At 75.5% G+C, this 16,657-nt stretch carries 16 protein-coding genes; 4 read left to right on the plus strand and 12 right to left on the minus strand.

Annotated elements, in window-relative coordinates:
- Positions 1-36 precede the first annotated feature (36 nt).
- Positions 37-435, plus strand: coding sequence for an amidohydrolase family protein (locus BM093_RS37830; RefSeq protein WP_093337646.1), 399 nt, complete (start codon positions 37-39; stop codon positions 433-435).
- A 251-nt stretch (positions 436-686) separates the two neighbouring features.
- Here the strand turns inward: BM093_RS37830 and BM093_RS04530 are convergent, their stop codons facing one another.
- From BM093_RS04530 to BM093_RS04555, 6 genes are all read right to left on the minus strand, one after another.
- Positions 687-1,220 carry a methylated-DNA--[protein]-cysteine S-methyltransferase gene (locus BM093_RS04530; protein ID WP_093337648.1) on the minus strand — a complete coding sequence of 178 codons (534 nt, stop codon included), beginning with the start codon at positions 1,218-1,220 and terminating at the stop codon, positions 687-689.
- 78 nt (positions 1,221-1,298) lie between these two features.
- Positions 1,299-1,970 carry an alpha-ketoglutarate-dependent dioxygenase AlkB family protein gene (locus tag BM093_RS04535; RefSeq protein WP_093338075.1) on the minus strand — a complete coding sequence of 224 codons (672 nt, stop codon included), beginning with the start codon at positions 1,968-1,970 and terminating at the stop codon, positions 1,299-1,301.
- A gap of 254 nt (positions 1,971-2,224) precedes the next feature.
- Entirely contained in the window at positions 2,225-3,082 is an 858-nt protein-coding gene (locus tag BM093_RS04540) for a methylated-DNA--[protein]-cysteine S-methyltransferase (RefSeq protein ID WP_093337650.1), read from the minus strand.
- Positions 3,079-3,732 carry an RNA polymerase sigma factor gene (locus BM093_RS04545; RefSeq protein WP_093337654.1) on the minus strand — a complete coding sequence of 218 codons (654 nt, stop codon included), beginning with the start codon at positions 3,730-3,732 and terminating at the stop codon, positions 3,079-3,081. Before BM093_RS04545 ends, BM093_RS04540 begins: the two co-directional genes overlap by 4 nt.
- Positions 3,733-3,737: 5 nt before the next feature.
- On the minus strand, positions 3,738-4,472 hold the full coding sequence (locus BM093_RS04550) for a 2OG-Fe(II) oxygenase (RefSeq protein WP_093337657.1): 735 nt from the start codon (positions 4,470-4,472) through the stop codon (positions 3,738-3,740).
- Between the two features lie 120 nt (positions 4,473-4,592).
- Positions 4,593-5,681 carry an AbrB family transcriptional regulator gene (locus BM093_RS04555; RefSeq protein ID WP_093337660.1) on the minus strand — a complete coding sequence of 363 codons (1,089 nt, stop codon included), beginning with the start codon at positions 5,679-5,681 and terminating at the stop codon, positions 4,593-4,595.
- A gap of 135 nt (positions 5,682-5,816) precedes the next feature.
- On the opposite strand from BM093_RS04555, the gene BM093_RS04560 reads away from it, so the two are divergent.
- The gene (locus BM093_RS04560; RefSeq protein ID WP_093337663.1) at positions 5,817-7,508 is read left to right on the plus strand and encodes a class I adenylate-forming enzyme family protein; all 1,692 of its coding nucleotides are present in this window, start codon (positions 5,817-5,819) and stop codon (positions 7,506-7,508) included.
- 25 nt (positions 7,509-7,533) lie between these two features.
- Here BM093_RS04560 and BM093_RS04565 read toward each other — a convergent pair whose 3' ends face one another.
- The 3 genes from BM093_RS04565 to BM093_RS04575 form a co-directional block, all read right to left on the minus strand.
- Positions 7,534-7,998 carry a nitroreductase/quinone reductase family protein gene (locus tag BM093_RS04565; protein ID WP_218162657.1) on the minus strand — a complete coding sequence of 155 codons (465 nt, stop codon included), beginning with the start codon at positions 7,996-7,998 and terminating at the stop codon, positions 7,534-7,536.
- A 100-nt stretch (positions 7,999-8,098) separates the two neighbouring features.
- Positions 8,099-9,247 (minus strand): hypothetical protein, encoded by a 1,149-nt coding sequence (locus tag BM093_RS04570; RefSeq protein ID WP_093337665.1) that lies wholly within the window; start codon positions 9,245-9,247, stop codon positions 8,099-8,101.
- A gap of 7 nt (positions 9,248-9,254) precedes the next feature.
- Positions 9,255-9,788 carry a YbhB/YbcL family Raf kinase inhibitor-like protein gene (locus BM093_RS04575; protein WP_093337668.1) on the minus strand — a complete coding sequence of 178 codons (534 nt, stop codon included), beginning with the start codon at positions 9,786-9,788 and terminating at the stop codon, positions 9,255-9,257.
- A 91-nt stretch (positions 9,789-9,879) separates the two neighbouring features.
- On the opposite strand from BM093_RS04575, the gene BM093_RS04580 reads away from it, so the two are divergent.
- Together BM093_RS04580 and BM093_RS04585 are read left to right on the plus strand one after the other, a co-directional pair.
- Positions 9,880-11,469 carry a Na+/H+ antiporter gene (locus tag BM093_RS04580; RefSeq protein ID WP_245773301.1) on the plus strand — a complete coding sequence of 530 codons (1,590 nt, stop codon included), beginning with the start codon at positions 9,880-9,882 and terminating at the stop codon, positions 11,467-11,469.
- A 130-nt stretch (positions 11,470-11,599) separates the two neighbouring features.
- Complete coding sequence (locus BM093_RS04585; RefSeq protein WP_093337671.1) at positions 11,600-12,721, plus strand: cytochrome P450 family protein; 1,122 nt, start codon at positions 11,600-11,602, stop codon at positions 12,719-12,721.
- A gap of 33 nt (positions 12,722-12,754) precedes the next feature.
- On the opposite strand, the gene BM093_RS04590 is transcribed toward BM093_RS04585, so the two are convergent.
- From BM093_RS04590 to BM093_RS04600, 3 genes are all read right to left on the minus strand, one after another.
- Positions 12,755-13,570 carry a family 1 encapsulin nanocompartment shell protein gene (locus BM093_RS04590; RefSeq protein WP_093338084.1) on the minus strand — a complete coding sequence of 272 codons (816 nt, stop codon included), beginning with the start codon at positions 13,568-13,570 and terminating at the stop codon, positions 12,755-12,757.
- A gap of 2 nt (positions 13,571-13,572) precedes the next feature.
- Positions 13,573-14,151, minus strand: a complete 579-nt coding sequence (locus BM093_RS04595; protein WP_093337674.1) for a hemerythrin domain-containing protein — start codon at positions 14,149-14,151, stop codon at positions 13,573-13,575.
- Positions 14,152-14,220: 69 nt separating this feature from the next.
- Positions 14,221-16,542, minus strand: a complete 2,322-nt coding sequence (locus tag BM093_RS04600; protein WP_093337677.1) for a xanthine dehydrogenase family protein molybdopterin-binding subunit — start codon at positions 16,540-16,542, stop codon at positions 14,221-14,223.
- Positions 16,543-16,657 lie beyond the last annotated feature (115 nt).

Here is a 16,657-nt window from a genome sequence, read left to right on the forward strand (position 1 = left end):
CGATCGCCGGCCACCACGCCCCCGCAGTGGCGCCGCATGGTCGAGCGGATCACCTTCCCCGACGGGTCCCGATTCGGCGACCAGATCAGCTGGATGGCCGACCGCGGAGTCGCTCATGTCATCGGGACCGACTCCGGAATGCCCAACGCCGTGTTCGACGAGTTCCGCACGAGCCTGGAGCTCTACGAGGACCTGGGCTTCGACCGCGCCCGGATCATCGAGACTGCGACGACCGGAGCCGCACGCCGGCTGGGGCTCGGCGCGAGCACCGGCGCGGTTCGCGAGGATCTGGATGCCGACCTGCTCGTCGTCGACGGCAACCCTCTCGACGACCTCGATGTCCTGCACCGCCCGAGCCACGTGATCGTGCGCGGCCGCAGCTACTCGCAGGCAGACCTCGCGCCCGCCGGCGCAGCCACCGGGCCGGTGGCGTAGCAGCGCCCGGGCAGCGGTCGGCGCCCCGCCACGCTCGCGCCGACGGGCCGCCCGCCACATCGGAGCGGCGCCGGCGCAGCGCTCCGAGGGTGGTCCGAGTCCCGCGATCCCCACCGCCGTCCCGTCCCGCTACCGAGCCGGGTTCGGAGGTCCCGGGCCGGGCACGCCTACGTCGGTCTGACCGCGCTCGTCCGTGCTCCGCCGAGGGCAGGTCGCGGCGCCCGGAACTGTCCGGTCGTCGGCCAGGTCGGTCAGCCGGCCGGGACAGCGGTGTCGAGGCTGAACTGCCCGCGTTCGAGCGCGAGGAGCGCCCTCTTGATCGGTAACCCGCCGGCGTAGCCGGTGAGTGCGCCGTCGGAGGCGACGATGCGGTGGCACGGGATGACCACGAGCACCGGGTTGCGCGCACAGGCCGCACCGGCTCGGCGGGGCCCGTCGGTGACGAGCCCGGCGGTGCGGGCGAGCTCGGCGTACGCGGCGGTCCGGCCGTAGCCGACCTGGCGGAGTGCGTCGAGCACGGCGCGGTGCGGTGGCCCGACACCGGACAGGTCGACCGGGACCTCGAGGTCCGTGCGCAGGCCGAGCAGGTACTCGTCGAGCTCCTCGACGGCCCGGTCGAGCAGCCGCTGCTCGGGTGACCCGGCGACCGGGGCGGACGTACGGGCCGGGTCGGACGGGTGTCCGAACCGGAGCCGGGTGAGGCCCTGTGGTGACGCCGACAGCGTCACCGGTCCCAGGGTCGTGTCGTGGACGAGGGTGGGACGGATGCCTGCGGTCGTGGTCATCGGCTGCGTTCCTCTCGCGAGCGGGACGGTCACCTGGCCGAACACCGTCCGGGCGGAGCCGGTTGCAGCGGTGCGGGTTCAGCCGTGGTCGTCCGGGAACCCCGAGACCCGCAGGGTGATGTTCAGGCGGCCGCCGGCCAGGCCGATCCCGGGCCCGTCGTGATCGGTGTCGGGGAGCAGCTTCGGTACGCCGTGGTAGGCGAGCCTGCTCCGGTCGCCGAAGACGATCACGTCGCCCGAGCGCAGTTCGACGTCGGTCCACGGGCGTCCCCGCGTCTGCGGGTTGCCGAGCCGGAACAGGCAGGGCGCACCGAGGGAGATCGACACGACCGGGTCGGCGGCGAGCTCGTCGCCGTCGCGGTGCATGCCCATCCGGGCACCGTCGCCGTAGTGGTTGATCACTGCGATGTCGGGCCTGTAGCGGAGGCCGCGGGCGGGGTCGGCGTAGGCGTCCGCGACGGCCTCGCGGCCCAGGTCGCCCAGCCAGGCCGGGAACTCCGTGACCGGGGAGCCGTCCTGGTCGTCGCGGGTACGCGAGTAGCGGTAGGGGATCCAGTGCCATCCCAGGCAGACGGTCCGCACGCTCATCCGGGCGCCACCCGGCAGCGCTGCAGCACGGATGCCGGGGCCCTCGACCGCCCAGCGCCGGCACTGTTCGACCAGGAAACGCTGCCGGGGCCGGTCGAGCAGGCCGGGCAGGTGGACGGCGCCGGGTGCGAGCTCGCGGCGCTCGCGGGGGATCAGCTCCAGGGTCACGCGGTCTGCTCCGGACGGGTGGTGTGCGGCCCCACGGCTCCCGCCCGGTGCGGGGCAGTGCGGTGCGGTGCGGTGCCTGCGTATCGGCTCGTCGGCGAACACTATCGCGGTGCGGGCGGTGCCGGCCGCGGACGATCGGCCGGGTCGCCGGCGTCATCAGGCGGGATCAGGCGGGATCAGGTGGGCTCAGGCGGTGTGATCAGGCGGCGTCGTCAGGTGGTGTGATCAGGTGACGTCAGGCGGTGGCATCAGGCGGCGTCGACGGCGGGCCGGCAGGTGCGGCACGGTCGGTAGCCGGCGTTGCGGGCGTCCGCGACGCTGGCGAAACCGTGCCGGTGCGCCGGGGTGATGCGACGGGCGTCGCGGCAGGTCGGAAAGCAGACGATGCCGGTCGTGTCGCTGGCCAGGTAGTGCACGCCGGCCCGGGCCAGCTCCGCGAGACGCTCCGGGTCGGCCCCCTCGGCGCGCAGCAGGTCGGCCTTGCGGTCGGTGCCGAACAGGTAGGCCCCGAGGTCACCGTCGGCCCGGACGACGCGGTGGCAGGGCACCAGCAGCGGGAGCGGATTGCGGGCCAGGACGCTGCCGGCGGCGCGGACCGCGCCCGGGCGGCCCGCCTCCCGGGCGACCCAGCCGTACGGCCGGACCTGCCCCGGTGGGATCCGCCGGGCCGCGGCGAGCACGTCGCGTTCGAAGGCGGTGCCGGCGTCCAGGTCGAGTGCCGGACGGGCGCCGGCGCGTCCGCGCAGCGACGGCGCGACACCGGCGGGCACCCGCGCGGCCGGGCGCAGCGGCCGGGCGAACCGCCGGCGGTAGGCGGCGACGAACGCGTCGTCGTCGAGGTCGGCGACCGGCCGGACGAACTGGGCCCCGGCGGTGGTGAACGCGACCCGGACCTCGCCGACCCGGCTGGGGGCGATCGCCCACCGGGTGAACACGCGGTCGTCGAGCCCGCGAGGGGCCGGGTCGGCGAGGCCGGCGAGCAGCGCCGGGAGGCCGGCACCGGCGGAGGCGCCGGAGGTGTGCGAGGCGGCGGTGGCGGTGTTGTGGGCGTCGGCGGTGTTCTCAAGTGCGCCGGTCAGCCGGGTGCCGGTCGGCGGAGTGCTCATCGGTGTCTCCCTCCGGGGGCGTTCGGGTGTGCGGGGACGAGCGGGCCGGGTGCACGGGGCACCGGTTCCGCCTGATCACCGAGCACGTCGCGCAGCCGGGCGAGCCCGCGCGAGACGTGCGACTTGGCGGTGCCCTCCTTGCACCCGAGGACGTGGGCGACCTCGGAGGTGGGCAGGCCCTGCACGTGCCGCAGGACGACTGCGATGCGCTGGACCTCGGGCAGCGCGGCGAGCGCAGCCCGCAGGGTGCGTTGCAGGTCGCCGCGCTCGGCCTGTTCGGCCGGGCCCGGCTCGTGGCTCGGGTCGTCGACGACGGGCTCGAACCGGGGTGGCGGGGCCGGACGGCGGGCCGCGTCCCGGGCCCGGTTCCGGGCGGTGTTGCGCAGGATCGTCAGCAGCCACGGCCGCACGGCCAGCGCCTCGATCCGCTGCGCGGAGTACCCGCACAGCGCCCGGTAGGCGCGCAGCAGTGCCTCCGCGGCGAGGTCCTCGGCGTCGGCGGGGGAGGGCGTGAAGGTGCGTGACACCGAGTACAGCAGGTCCCGGTGCCTCCGGACGACCTCGGCGAAACCGCGGTCGAGATCGCGCGCGAGCAGCCCGGGGACCGGGTCGGGCCCGGGCGTCGCACCCCATCCGGCGTCGTGGGTCATGCCGGTCAGCGGGCGTTGTGGAAGATGATCCCCAGCACGTGCCGGTCGCCGCTGTGCACGGCGCTGACGCCGTGCCGCATCTGCACGCGGTGATCGCCGCGGGTGCCGCGGTGCGGCCGGTTGCGCACGGGAAAGATCACCGCCTGGCCCTGGGCCGGGCGCAGCACGATCGGCCGGGACTGGCGGCGGGGCCGCTGCTCGACGAAGACGCTCTCGCCGCCGGTGAAGTCGACGTCCGGGCGGGACAGCATCACCAGGAACTGCAGCGGGAACGTCAGGTCGCCGTAGACGTCCTGGTGCAGGCAGTTGTAGCCGGACTCGCCGTAGCGCAGCACCAGCGGCGTCGGCCGTGTCTGGCCCTGTTCGGCGCAGGCGGCCAGCAGCCCGTCGAGGGTCTCCGGCCACGGGTCCTCACCGAGCCGGCGGGCCCAGCCGTTCGCGACCGTGGCCAGCGGCGGGTACAGCGCGGTGCGCAGGGTCTGCACCAGCGGCGGCAGCGGGTCGGCGAAGTACCGGTAGCTGCCCTCCCCGAACGAGTACCGGTCCATCCGGACGGTCGACCGGAACCGGTCGTGCTCGTCGAACATCGCGGTGATCGCGTCGCACTGCTCCGGGCCGAGCAGCGGTGGCGTCACCGCGACGCCGTCGGTGTCCAGCCGGGCCGACAGCTGCGGCCAGTCGAGGACGTCGAGGTCCGGGCCCGCGGTGTCGTGCCCGGTGTCGAGGGGGGTGGGTGCCATCGGCGGTCTCCTTCTCCCACGGCGACGCCCCGGCCGCACCGGGACGAGGGTGCACAGCACACCCGGCACTCCCAACACCACCGTGCGGGATCCGGTTGCACACCGTCCAGGGGACAGTGGCTACGTGGGTGACCCGGCGCCCAGCCGTCGTCCCACCAGCCGGGCGATCCACGGCGCCACCAGCAGCATCAGGATCACCCGCAGCACCTGCACGGCCATCACCGAGGTCACGTCCACCCCGGAGGAGATCGCGGTCGCCAGCACCGCGTACACCCCGCCGGGCGTGGTCGCCAGATAGCCCTCCAGCAGGGTCATGCCGGTGAACCGGGACAGCACCAGCCCCAGTCCCGCGCACACCGCGACCACGGCCAGGATCAGCCCGGTCGCGAGCGGGAGCACGCGGACGACGGTGCCCAGCGCGTCCCGGGTGAACCGGAGCCCGCCCTGCCAGCCGATCACGGCGTAGGCGACGACGACCAGCGGCTCCGGCACCGTCGCGTCGGCCGAGAACCCGGCCAGGCTGATCACGAGCGCGACCAGCATCGGACCCAGCAGCGACGGTGCGGGGACCCGGGCGAGGCGCGCGAGCGGGATGCCGGCCGCCGTGCACACCGCGGCCACGAGCAGCCCGACCCACCACGGCGCGGCCGGTCCCGCGGGGGCGGTGCCCGTGGGCGCCGCGTGCGGTGCGCCGTAGACGAGCGCGGCGACGACCGGCATCGTCGCCGTCACCAGCCCCACCCGCAGGTACTGGATCACCGCGACCATGCGTTCGTCGCCGCCCAGCTCCCGGCTGATGGCGACCAGTCCGGACGCACCGCCCGCGGTCTGCGCGAGCATCCCGGTGAGCGGCGTGACCCCGCGCTGCAGGCCCATCAGCAGCCCGGCGGCCATGCTGACCAGCAGGGTCCCGAGGCTGATCAGCAGGACCGGGAGCCACTGGGACGCCACCGACGCGAGCGTCTCCGGCCGGGCCAGCAACCCGATGACGATGCCGATCACGGCCTGGGCCCCGGACGTCGCGGGCCGTGCGACCCGGGCCGGCCCGGCCCCGGCGAGCGCCACCACGGTCGCGGCGAACAGTCCGGCGAACAGCGCGGGGGAGGGCACCGCGATCGCGTCCAGCGCGACCGTGCCCACCACGGTGAGGGCGGCGAGCAGCAGCCACCGCCACCAGCGGACGTTCCGCAGGCGCCGGACCGCCGTCACCGTGTGATCACCCGCACGAGGGTAGGCGGGCGGTCACGTCGTGTCCCGGTGAAACCGCCCACGATCGTTGTCCCGGCCCAACTACTTCCGGACGGGTGCGGGAGCGGGTAGGACGGACGGGGAGGAGGTGCGCCGATGGGGGAGCACGCCGACGAGGTCGGACTGGGGCCGGTGATCGCCGGCCTGACCGCGCCCGGCGGGGAGTTCGCGCTGGAGACCGCCGAGGTCGGCGGGGTGCCGATGCGGCTCTACCGTCGCGGTCCGCACACGCTGCGCGAGCTGTGGGAGACGACCGCGCAGTGGCCGGAGCGGACGTTCACGGTGTACCCCGGTGACCGGCGTACCTATGGTGAGCACCGCTCGCTGGTCGCGGACCTGGCGCGGTGCCTGCGCGACCGGTTCGGCCTGCGCCCGGGTGACCGGGTCGCGATCGCGATGCGCAACCTGCCGGAGTGGCCGACGACCTTCTTCGCCGCGCAGGTCGCGGGGCTCGTGGTCGTGCCGCTCAACGCGTGGTGGAGCGCGACCGAGCTGGCGTGGGCCGTCGCCGACTCGGGCGCCCGGGTGGTCGTCGCCGACCCCGAGCGGACCGCGGCACTCGCGTCGGCCCGGGCCGGCGACCCGTCCGCCGCGGTGCCGCTGGTGCGCGTGCGCGGCGAGGGCCGGGACGCGGCGCCCGGCGTCGTGGAGTGGTCCGCGCTCGGTCTGCGCACCGATGGCCCCGGCACGCTCGACGACCTGCCCGCCCCGGCGCCCGGGGACGTGGCGACGATCCTCTACACCTCCGGGACGACCGGCCGCCCCAAGGGCGCGGTCGGCACGCACCGCAACCACGTGACGAACCTGCTGAACGTGGCGTTGCAGGCCAGGGCCGGGGCGCTGCTCAGCGGTGCCGAACCGCCGCCGGGGCAGCCCGGGACGCTGCTGATGTACCCGATGTTCCACATCGCCGGGCTGAACGGCCTGGTCGGCGCGGTGCTGGTCGGGTCGAAGCTGGCGACGCTGTACCGGTGGGACCCGGAGGCGGCCCGCGCCGTGGTGCGCGAGGAGCGGCTGACCCGCTCCAACGGCGTCCCGTCGACGACGGCGGAGCTGCTCGACGGCGCCGACCGGGCGGACCTGGCGTCGCTGCGGACGTTCGGCATGGGCGGGGCGCCGATCCCGCCGGAGCTGGTGACCCGGATCGGGCGGGAGCTCGGCGCGGGCGCGGCGAACGGCTACGGCCTGACCGAGACGACCTCGGCGATCTGCGCGAACGCGGGCCCGGACTACGCGGCCCGCCCGGACAGTGTCGGGCGCCCGGCGCCGGGGGCCGAGCTGCGGGTCGCGGGCCCGGCGGGCGAACCGCTCGGTGACGGCGAGGTCGGTGAGCTGTGGTTCCGCGGGCCGAACGTCGTGCGCGGCTACTGGAACGACCCGGAGGCCGACGCCGCGGCGTTCGTCGACGGCTGGTTCCGCTCCGGGGACCTGGGCCACGTGACCGACGGCTGGGTGTACGTCGTCGACCGGCTCAAGGACGTGGTGCTGCGCGGCGGCGAGAACATCTACTCCGCGCAGGTCGAGGCCGCGATCCACGCGGTGCCGGGGGTGGTCGAGGTCGCGGTGCTCGGGGTGCCCCACCCGCGGCTCGGCGAGGAGGTGGCGGCACTGGTGCGGGCGACCCCCGGCACCCCCCGCGACGACGACGCCGTCCGCGCCGCCGTCGCCGAGCGGGTCGGTGCGTTCGCGGCCCCCGCCCACGTGCGCTGGAGCGACGAGCCGCTGCCGCGCACGGCGACCGGGAAGATCCGCAAGCGGGAGCTGCGCGCGGCCTTCCCCGGCACCTGACCGCTGCCGGCCGGGTCAGGCCGGGTCAGGCCGGGTCGATGCGGAACACCGGGCAGACCCCGGCGAGCGCGCCCAGTGCGGCCGGCGTCGGCTCGGCGGCGACGCCGGCCGCGACCATGATCGCGACACCGTCGGGGGCGATCTCCGGCCACGCCTCCAGCACCGGCCGGGCCTGGGCGGCGGACAGCTCGGTGAGGATCACGGGTTCGGGTTCGGCGCCGTTGGTGCTGCTCAGCGTCCCCCGGCCGCGCGCGGCCCGGACGTTCCCGATCCAGTCGGCGCCCGGGAAACCGCCGACGACGAACCGTGCACCGCCGGCGGAGTGGACGGTGAGCGGCGTGGCGCGGGGTGCGCCGCTGCGCCGGCCGGGGACGGTGAGGACGGGCAGGTCGAACGGCAGCTCGCCGCGTTCGCGGCGGGCCAGGAAGCCGTCGTTCATCTCCTTGAGGTGGTGCGGAGCGCGGATCCGGCTGCGCAGGTCGTCGGTCACGGGTGGACCCCCATTACTCGGTACAGCGTATTCGATACAACGTACGGAGTTTCAGGGTGCCACGGGCCGAGCTGCCAGGTCGACCGGATTTCCGGGGTGCTCAGCTGTCGCGGGCCTCGTCGAGGGCCTGTTCGGCGCGGGTGACCTCGGTGTCGGCCTGCCGGGCGCGGCGGGCGGCGTCGGCCGCCTCCCGCTCGGCGGCCTTGTACGTGCGGTCGGCCCCGGTCGCCTCGGTGCGGGCCTGCTCCAGCTCGGCCCGCAGGTCCTCGACGCGCCGGTGGGCCGCGTCGCGGTGGTCGGCGGCCGCGTCCGCGCGTTCGCGGGCATCGTCACGTTCGCGGCCGGCGTCGTGGGCGGCCAGGCGGGCCTGCTCCAGGCGGTCCTCGGCGTCGGCGAGTGCCTGCGCGCGGCGCTCGCGCTCGCGCTGTTCGGCCGCCTCGCGTTCCCGTTCCCGCCGTTCGGCCGCCCGCTGCTCGCGGGAGCGCCGCGTCGCCTCGCGGCGCTTGCGGTCCAGCTCGCCGGAGCCCGGCCGGTCGGTGTCGTCGCCCGGCTCCGCCGCGGATCCCGGCCCGGCCGTCTCCTGTCCGCGCGTCTCCTGCCCGCGCGTCTTCTGCCCGGGCGTGTCCTGCCGGCGCGTGCCCTGCCCGCGCGGGTCCTGCCCGGCGGCGTCGGGTGCGGCCGACTCCCGTCCGGTGCCGGTAGCCGATCCCCGCGCGGTCGCTCCGGTGGTCGCGCGCGAACCCCGTCCGGACGCAGGCCCGTCCTGATCGCCCCCGATCGTGCCGAAGCCGCTGTGCCGTTCGAAGCGCACCAGCCGGCCCGACCGCACCCGCTCGGCCAGCTCGTCGTCGGCCAGCGCCGACTCCAGCACCCCGCGCACCTCGCGCTCGAGACCGGAGTCGACGCGCTGGCCGGCGTCGCGGCCGAGCCGGGCCGCGCGCCGGGCCAGCGCCCCGACCAGCTTGTTCCGCTGGGCGGACACCTGACGCAGTGCCGGGCCGTCCAGCGAGCGCTGCGCCTCGGCCAGCGGCCCGGCGAGCGCCAGCAGGCCCTCGACCTCGTCGGGCGCCGCGTCGACGAGCAGGTTGGTCAGCCACGCCGCCCGGGTGGGCCGCCGCAGCGCGGCGATCTCCCGGGCGGCGCCGGAGTCCCCGGCCTCGCGGGCCCGGGCGGCGGCGTCGTCCCGCTCGGCGACGAACTCCCCGGGCGGTACCCGGTAGAGCCGCTCGGCGACGGCGTCGGCGTCCACGACGGGATCAGCTCAGGTTGGCGTGCGTCCCGACGAGCACCGCGCGGCCCAGGGTGCGACCGAACAGGTTGAACGCGAGGAACGCCGGCGTCGCGGTCTCGGGCAGGTCCAGCGACGCGGTGTCGATCGCGTGCACCGCGAAGAAGTAGCGGTGCGGACCGTGCCCGGGCGGCGGCGCGGCGCCCAGGTAGCGGCGCAGGCTCGCGTCGTTCGCCAGCTGCACGGCGCCCGCGGGCAGCCCGGAGCCGGAGTCGTCACCGGCGCCGGCCGGCAGCGACGTCACCGACGCCGGGATGCCGGTCACGGCCCAGTGCCAGAACCCGGAGCCGGTCGGGGCGTCCGGGTCGTAGCAGGTGACCACATAGGACTGGGTGCCCTCGGGCGCGCCGGACCAGGACAGCTGCGGCGAGACGTCCTCGCCCCCGGCTCCGAAGATGCCGGAGAGCTGGGCGGTGGCGAGCGTGCCGCCGTCCTGGACGTCCTCGCTGGTCACGGTGAACGACGGGACCGGGGGCAGCTCGTCGTAGGGGTTGCGGGGCATGCGTGGACGACCTCCTCGTGTCGGTTACGGATCTCCCGGAGATCCTGGCACGGCGCGTCGCGTTCCGTCCGGCCGGTGAGCGTGCAGGCTGATGATCGTGCAGATGCTCCTGATCGTCGTGGGACTGATGCTGGCCGCCGTCGTGCTGGTCGGGGTCGGGGAACGGGTACGGCTGCCCTGGCCCGCCCTGATGGTGGTGCTGGGCGCGGTCGTCGCCCTGGTCCCCGGGCTGCCCGACGGGTTCGCCGTGGACCCGGACCTCATCCTGCCGCTGTTCCTGCCGCCGCTGCTGTTCGCGACCGCCCAGCGCACGTCGTGGGCGTTGTTCCGGGCCCGCTGGCGGACGATCGCGCTGCTCGCGGTCGCGCTCGTGCTGGTCACCGTGACCGCCGTCGCGGGGGTGGCCTGGGCGCTGATCCCGGGCATCGCGCTGACCGCTGCCGTCGCGCTCGGGGCGATGGTGGCGCCGCCGGACCCGGTCGCGGTCGAGGCCGTCGCCGGGCAGGTCCCGATCCCGCGGCGGATGATCTCGGTGTTGCAGAGCGAGGGGCTGTTCAACGACGCCACCGCGCTGGTGATCTTCCAGATGGCGGTGCTGGCGACGGTGTCCGGGGCGGAGCTGAGCCCGCTCGGGCTGGCCCTGCGGTTCGTCGCGGGCGCGGTCGGTGCGGTCGCGATCGGGCTGGTCGTGGCCTGGCTCGCCCGCACCGTGCTGGGCCGGCTCACCGACACCACCGGCCGCAGCGCGCTCACCCTGGTGCTGCCGTTCGCGACCTACCTGGCCGCCGAGGAGGTGCACGCCTCCGGGGTGATCGCGGTCGTGGTGCTGGCGCTGCAGCTGCGGGCCACCGCCGACGCCGACGAGGCCGCCGAGCGGATCACCCAGTCGTCCCTGTGGAACGTGGTCGAGCTGCTGGTCACCGGAGTCGCGTTCGGACTGATCGGGCTCGACCTGCGTCAGGTCGTGGTGGCCGCCGGGGACGACCTGCCCCGGATGCTCGGGCACGCCGCCGTCGTGTGCCTGGTCGTGATCGTCGTCCGGACACTGTGGATGCTCGCGGCCCGGCGGGTGGTGCGCCGCGGCGACGACGCGGGCACCGCGCCCCGGACCGGGCGCGAGGCCGTGCTGCTGGCCTGGTGCGGCATGCGCGGGCTCGCCACGCTGGCGCTGGCGCTGTCCCTGCCGACCACACTGGACTCCGGTGCCCCGCTGCCGTACCGCTCCGAACTGGTGCTCATCGCGGTCTCGGTGCTGGTGGTGACGCTGCTCGTGCCCGGGTTCACGCTGCCGGTGCTCGTGCACGCGCTGGGGGTGGACGACGAGGCGGAGGCCGAGCAGCGCGCCGAGCGGGAGATCGTGCAGCGGGCCCGGCGCGCCGCGCGGGCGACCGTGGAGTTCGAGCGGCGGATCCGGGAGCTGCCCGACGAGGTCGGGTCCCGGGTGCGCGAGCGGGTGGAACGCCTCGACGCCGTGCTGACCGGCGAGACGCACTCCGAGGAGGAGCGGCACCGGATCGCCGCGGTGCAGGCCGTGCGCGGGCAGGTGGCCGAGATGCAGGCCGCCGCGCTCGCCGCGGCCCGGGAGGAGGTGCTCGCCGCGCGCCGGGAGCCGGGGGTGGACCCGCACGCGGTCGACCGGGTGCTGCGCCGGCTGGACCTGCGGACGGTGCTGCTGGACTGACCGCGAGGTGGCCGCTCGCGCGTGCTCCACGCCACCCGATCCACCGCCGCCCGATCCACCGCCGCCCGATCCACGCCGCCCGGTCCTGATGCGGACCGGGGCTGTCCGCGATCTCCGGCAGTCTCGGGGCATGACGGACTCGACGACGATCCCTCCGGTCAGGCCGTTCGAGGGCGGCAGGCGCCGGCTACAGGACCCGGACCCGGAGCGGGCCGCGCTCCGCGCCGCCGGCCCCCTGGTCCGCGCCGAGCTGCCCGGCGGGGCGACCGCCTGGGTGGTGACCGAGGAGGCGGCGGCCCGCCGGGTGCTCACCGATCCGCGGTTCAGCAAGGACACCGCCCACGCACCGCACGGGATCCCCGGGCTCGAACCGCCTGCCGCCGAGCGGCCGTCCCTGACCACCGCCGAGGGCGCGGCGCACACCCGGCTCCGGCGCGCGCACGCGCCGCTGCTGTCGCAGCGCGCCCTCGCCGGCCGGGAGGAGCGGACCGCGGCGACCGCCCGGACACTGCTCACCGCGCTCGGTCCCGGTGAGGTCGATCTGATGGCCGACTTCACCACCCGCTACCCCCTGACCGTGGTACTCGACCTGGTGGGTGCCCCACCCGAGCTGCTCGACCGGACGGCCGAGGCGTGCCGGGCGATGTGGAGCCCCGACCCGGCCGAGCACGGCCGCGCGTTCGCGGAACTGCTGCGGACGAGCCGCGCAGCGGTCGGCCGGCCCGGGCTCGCGAGCGAGCTGCGGGACCGCCTCGGCGACCTCGACGACGACGAGATCGGCTACCTGGTCTTCGGGCTCGTCTTCGCCGGCCAGCTCACCACGGACGCGGCACTCGGCTCACTGCTGGCCACGGCACTGGAGCGTGGCCTCACGGGCACCTCCGACGCCGACCTGGACACGCTGGTCCACGACGTCCTCCGCCGGCACCCGCCGGCGCCGTTCACGCTGTGGCGCTTCGCGACCGAGCCGGTCGACCTCGGCGGGGTGCGGCTGCCCGCCGGAGCGCCGGTCCTGATCGACATCCGGGGGACCGGAACGGGCGAGGGCGGCCCCGGCCTGTCGTTCGGGTACGGCTCGCACTTCTGCGCCGGTGCCCACCTCGCCCGCCTCGAACTGCATGCCGTCCTGACGGTGCTGCGGACGAGCTTCCCGCAGGCGCGGCTCGCGGTGCGGCCCGGCGATCTGGTCGAGGCGTACCCGCCCGGCCCGGTCGGTGGGCGCCTGACCGCACTCCCGGTGGTCCTGCGGTGATCCTCGCCGGGACGATCGTCGCCGGGACGTGGGTCAGCGCAGCACGACCGCCGCGTCCGGCTCGGTGACCCGGAAGGTGAACGACTCCTCCAGGTAGAGCGAGACGGTGTCGGCATCGTGGTCGGAGTAGCCGATCGCGAGGTCCTGGCCGACGTCGAGCACGAAGTCCCCGCCCCGCTGGGACAGCACCAGCGCGCCCTCCAGTCCCGGCGCGCGCAGGATCTGCCCGCCCAGGATCCGGGTGAGGTGGTCGAACAGCGGATAGCCGCCGTGCTCGGCGGTCTCGGCGATCCGGGTGAAGCCCTCCGGTGCCACGGCGAGCGCGTAGGGACCCTCGATGCCGTTGCGGCGCAGCGCGTCCACCGCGCACGCGACGACCGCGGGGTAGCGGTCGGTGTCCTCACCGAGGGAGAACGCGTCGTACGGGGAGGAGGCGACGACGCCCTCGATCAGCGCGTCCGGCCAGCCGTGGAACATCGCCCGGTTCTCGATCTCGGCGGCCTCCCGGGCCGCCCGGGCCAGGTCGTCGAACTCGGGGTCCTGGGAGCCGCGCTCGAGGTCGTCGATCTCGTCGCGGGACACCGTGAACGGCACCCGGAACTCGGCCAGCGGCTGGACCCGGCGCAGCCGGGCCCGGGCCCCCGCCGAGTCGACCCCCGGCGGGGGGCCGGCCAGCCGGGTGGAGCGGCCGAGCGGGACCGAGGAGGTCTCCCAGCCCGCGGCACCGCCCCAGTCGGCGAGCCGGCGTCCGGCCAGCAGCGGGGTGAGCCGCTCGCGGGCCTCGTCGTCGATCGCCTTCCAGGCGGTGACCGGGATCGGCGCCTTGTCGCGGAGGAGATGGTCCTGCACGGTCACTGGTCCTGTCCCTTCAGACTGCCGATACCGAGGCCGGCCGCCGGGCCGGACGGGTCGAGGCGTTCCTCGATCCGCTCGACGTAGGTCTCGGGGTCCTTGTCGGTGTTGTCGAGGCCCGCGGTGGTGGGGTGGGCGTCGAGGAACTCCTGGAACTGCTGACCGAGCGCGTCGCGCAGCCCGGAGGCGGCGTGCTGGCGGAAGTTCGCCAGGCCCTCGTTCTCCTCCTCGGCCATGTGCTCGTCGTTGGCCCGGCGCGCGTCCCAGACCCCGGCCCACCACTCCTGGGAGCCGACCGGGTTGCGCTCGGCCCGCGCGACCCCGTCCCGGATCTCGTTGTGGTCGCCGATCGCGTCGAGCGTCTCCTCCTCGGGATCCTCGCCGTGCTCCAGCAGCTGCGGGTAGAAGATCTTCTCCTCGGCGATCGCGTGCACGTCGAGCCGGGCGGCGAGCGGGTCCCACAGCCGGGACAGCTCCCGCGGGTCGGTGTCCGCGCGGGCCTGGAGCTCGTCGAGGTCCGCGAACCGTCTCCGGAACCAGGCGTGGTCGTCGAGGATCAGCGTCGTGATGTCGGGCACGGTCCGCAGCGTAGGACCGCTCCGCCCGCGCGGCACGGCGAACACGCACCGGGCGGGGGCTGCGGGGTCTCAGCCGGCCGGCGCGGCGGACAGCGCCCGCCACACGTTCTGCGGGGTCAGCGGCATGTCCACGTGCCGGACACCCAGGTGGGACAGCGCGTCGACGACGGCGTTGTGCACCGCGGGCGTCGACCCGATCGTCCCGGACTCGCCGATCCCCTTGGCCCCCAGCGGGTTGAGGTGCGTCGGCGTCTCGGTGTTCGACGCCTCGAACCCGCACAGGTCCGCCGCGGACGGGATCGTGTAGGAGGCCAGGTTGCCGGTGGTGGGGTTGCCGTCCTCGTCGTAGGCGACGCTCTCGTAGAGGGCCTGGGAGATCCCCTGCGCGATGCCGCCGTGCTGCTGGCCCTCGACCAGCATCGGGTTGAGGATCTTCCCGCAGTCGTCGACGGCGACGTGGCGCAGCAGCGTGACCCGGCCGGTGTCGGCGTCGACCTCGACGACGGCGATGTGCGAGCCGAACGGGAAGCTGGACTGGCCCTGGGAGAAGTCCAGCTCCTCGCGCAGCGGCGCGCCGTCGCCGTCCGGCCGGCCGCTGCCGTCCTCCGCGGCGGCCGCGGCCCGGGCCCAGGTCACGACCCGGTCGGCGACACCGCGCACGCCCAGGCCCTGCTCGGTGAGCTCGATGTCGTCGACCGAGGCCTCGAGCAGGTGCGCGGCGATCTCCCGGGCCCGGGTGACCAGCTCGCCGGACGCGGAGTGGATCGCGCTGCCGCCGGTCTGCAACGAGCGCGACCCCAGGGTCCCGGCGCCGCGCGGGACCTGCGCGGTGTCGGACTGGACGAGCCGGATCCGGTCCATCGGCACCTGCAGCACGGCCGAGGCGACCTGGGCGAACGCGGTCTCGTGGCCCTGGCCGTGCGCGCTGGTGCCCGCCATGACGGTGAACGTGCCGTCCGGGTGGGCCTGTGCCGAGCCCCACTCGCCGTCGAGCCCGAGCGGGGCGGTGACCTCGACGTAGCAGCCGACGCCGATGCCGAGCAGGGTGCGGTCCCCGGCCGAGCGCCGGGCGCGCTGCTGCTCGCGCAGCTCCCGGTAGCCGGCGGCCTCGATCGCCGCGTCGAGCGTCCGGGCGTACTCGCCGTTGTCGTAGGGGGCGCCGGTCAGCGTGGTCAGGGGGAACGACTCCGGCGGGATGAAGTTGATCCGGCGCAGCTCGGCCGGGTCGAGGTCGAGCTCGTCGGCGGCGATGTCGAGCACGCGCTCGAGCATCTGGGTGGCCTCGGGGCGACCGGCGCCCCGGTAGGCACCGACCGGGGTCGTGGTGGTGGCGACCGAACGCCACGAGAACTCGATCCGCGGGATCGCGTAGACGCCCTGCGCCATGAGCTGGGTCAGGCTGGGCAGGATGGTGCCGATCATCGGGTAGGCCCCGACGTCGGCGGTCACGTCGGCCCGCAGCCCGACGATCCGGCCCTCCCGGGTGAGCCCGAGCTCGACGTGCTGGCGCTGGGCCCGGCCGTGGACCATCGAGAGCATGTTCTCCGAGCGGGTCTCGGTCCAGCGCACGGGATGGCCGAGCAGCAGCGCCGCCCGGGCGACGATCGACCACTCGATGTACTCGAAGGCCTTCGGCCCGAACCCGCCACCGACCCGCGGGGCGATCACCCGGACCTGCTCCGGCTCGAGGCCGAGGTCCCCGGCGAGTGCGGCCTGTGCCCCGTGCGGGGTCTGGGTCGGCAGCCACAGGGTGATCCCGTCGGTGCCACCGCCGCCGGGCCCGCCGGGGACCGCGACGCAGCCGTTCGGCTCCATCGGGACGCCGGCGATGCGCTGGTTGTCGAACGTGGCCCGCACGACGTGGTCGGCGTCGTCGAACAGGCCCTCGACCGGCCCGGTGCCGTCCGCGGCGGCCACATTGGACCCGAGCTCGTCGAACAGCAGGACGGCGCCGTCGGCGAGCGGCTGCTCGTAGCCGGTGACCGCGGGGAGCGGCTCGATGTCGGGGACGACGGCCTCCGCCGCGTCCTGGGCCTGGGCTGCGGTCCGCGCGACCACGACGGCGATGATGTCGCCGACGAAGCGGACCTTGCCCGAGGCCAGGTGCGGGCGGGCCATCGCGTCCGGGACGACCCCGGGCAGCCCGGGCCGCGGCGGCAGCCCGAGCGTGTCGACGGTGTGGACGGCCTCGACACCCGGCAGCGACCGGGCCTCGGCGACGTCGACGGCACCGAGCGTGCCGTGCGCGATCGGGGACCGGACGAAGGCCACGTGGAAGGCGTCGGGGTGCGGCAGGTCCGCGGTGTAGTCACCGGATCCGGTGATCAGCTCGTGGTCCTCGGTGCGCAGTACCCGGTTGCCGAGGTACGAGCCCTGGGTGGAGATCGACATCGTGGCGGCTCCTCTCACGCGACGGCGTCGGCGCGTGGGGCGGGGGAGGGGTGTCGACGATCACGCTAGCGGGTGGTGCACCGCCGACCAACCCTCCCCGCAGCCGCTCAGGTGA

Source organism: Pseudonocardia ammonioxydans (assembly GCF_900115005.1).
GTDB classification, from domain to species: Bacteria; Actinomycetota; Actinomycetes; order Mycobacteriales; family Pseudonocardiaceae; genus Pseudonocardia; species Pseudonocardia ammonioxydans.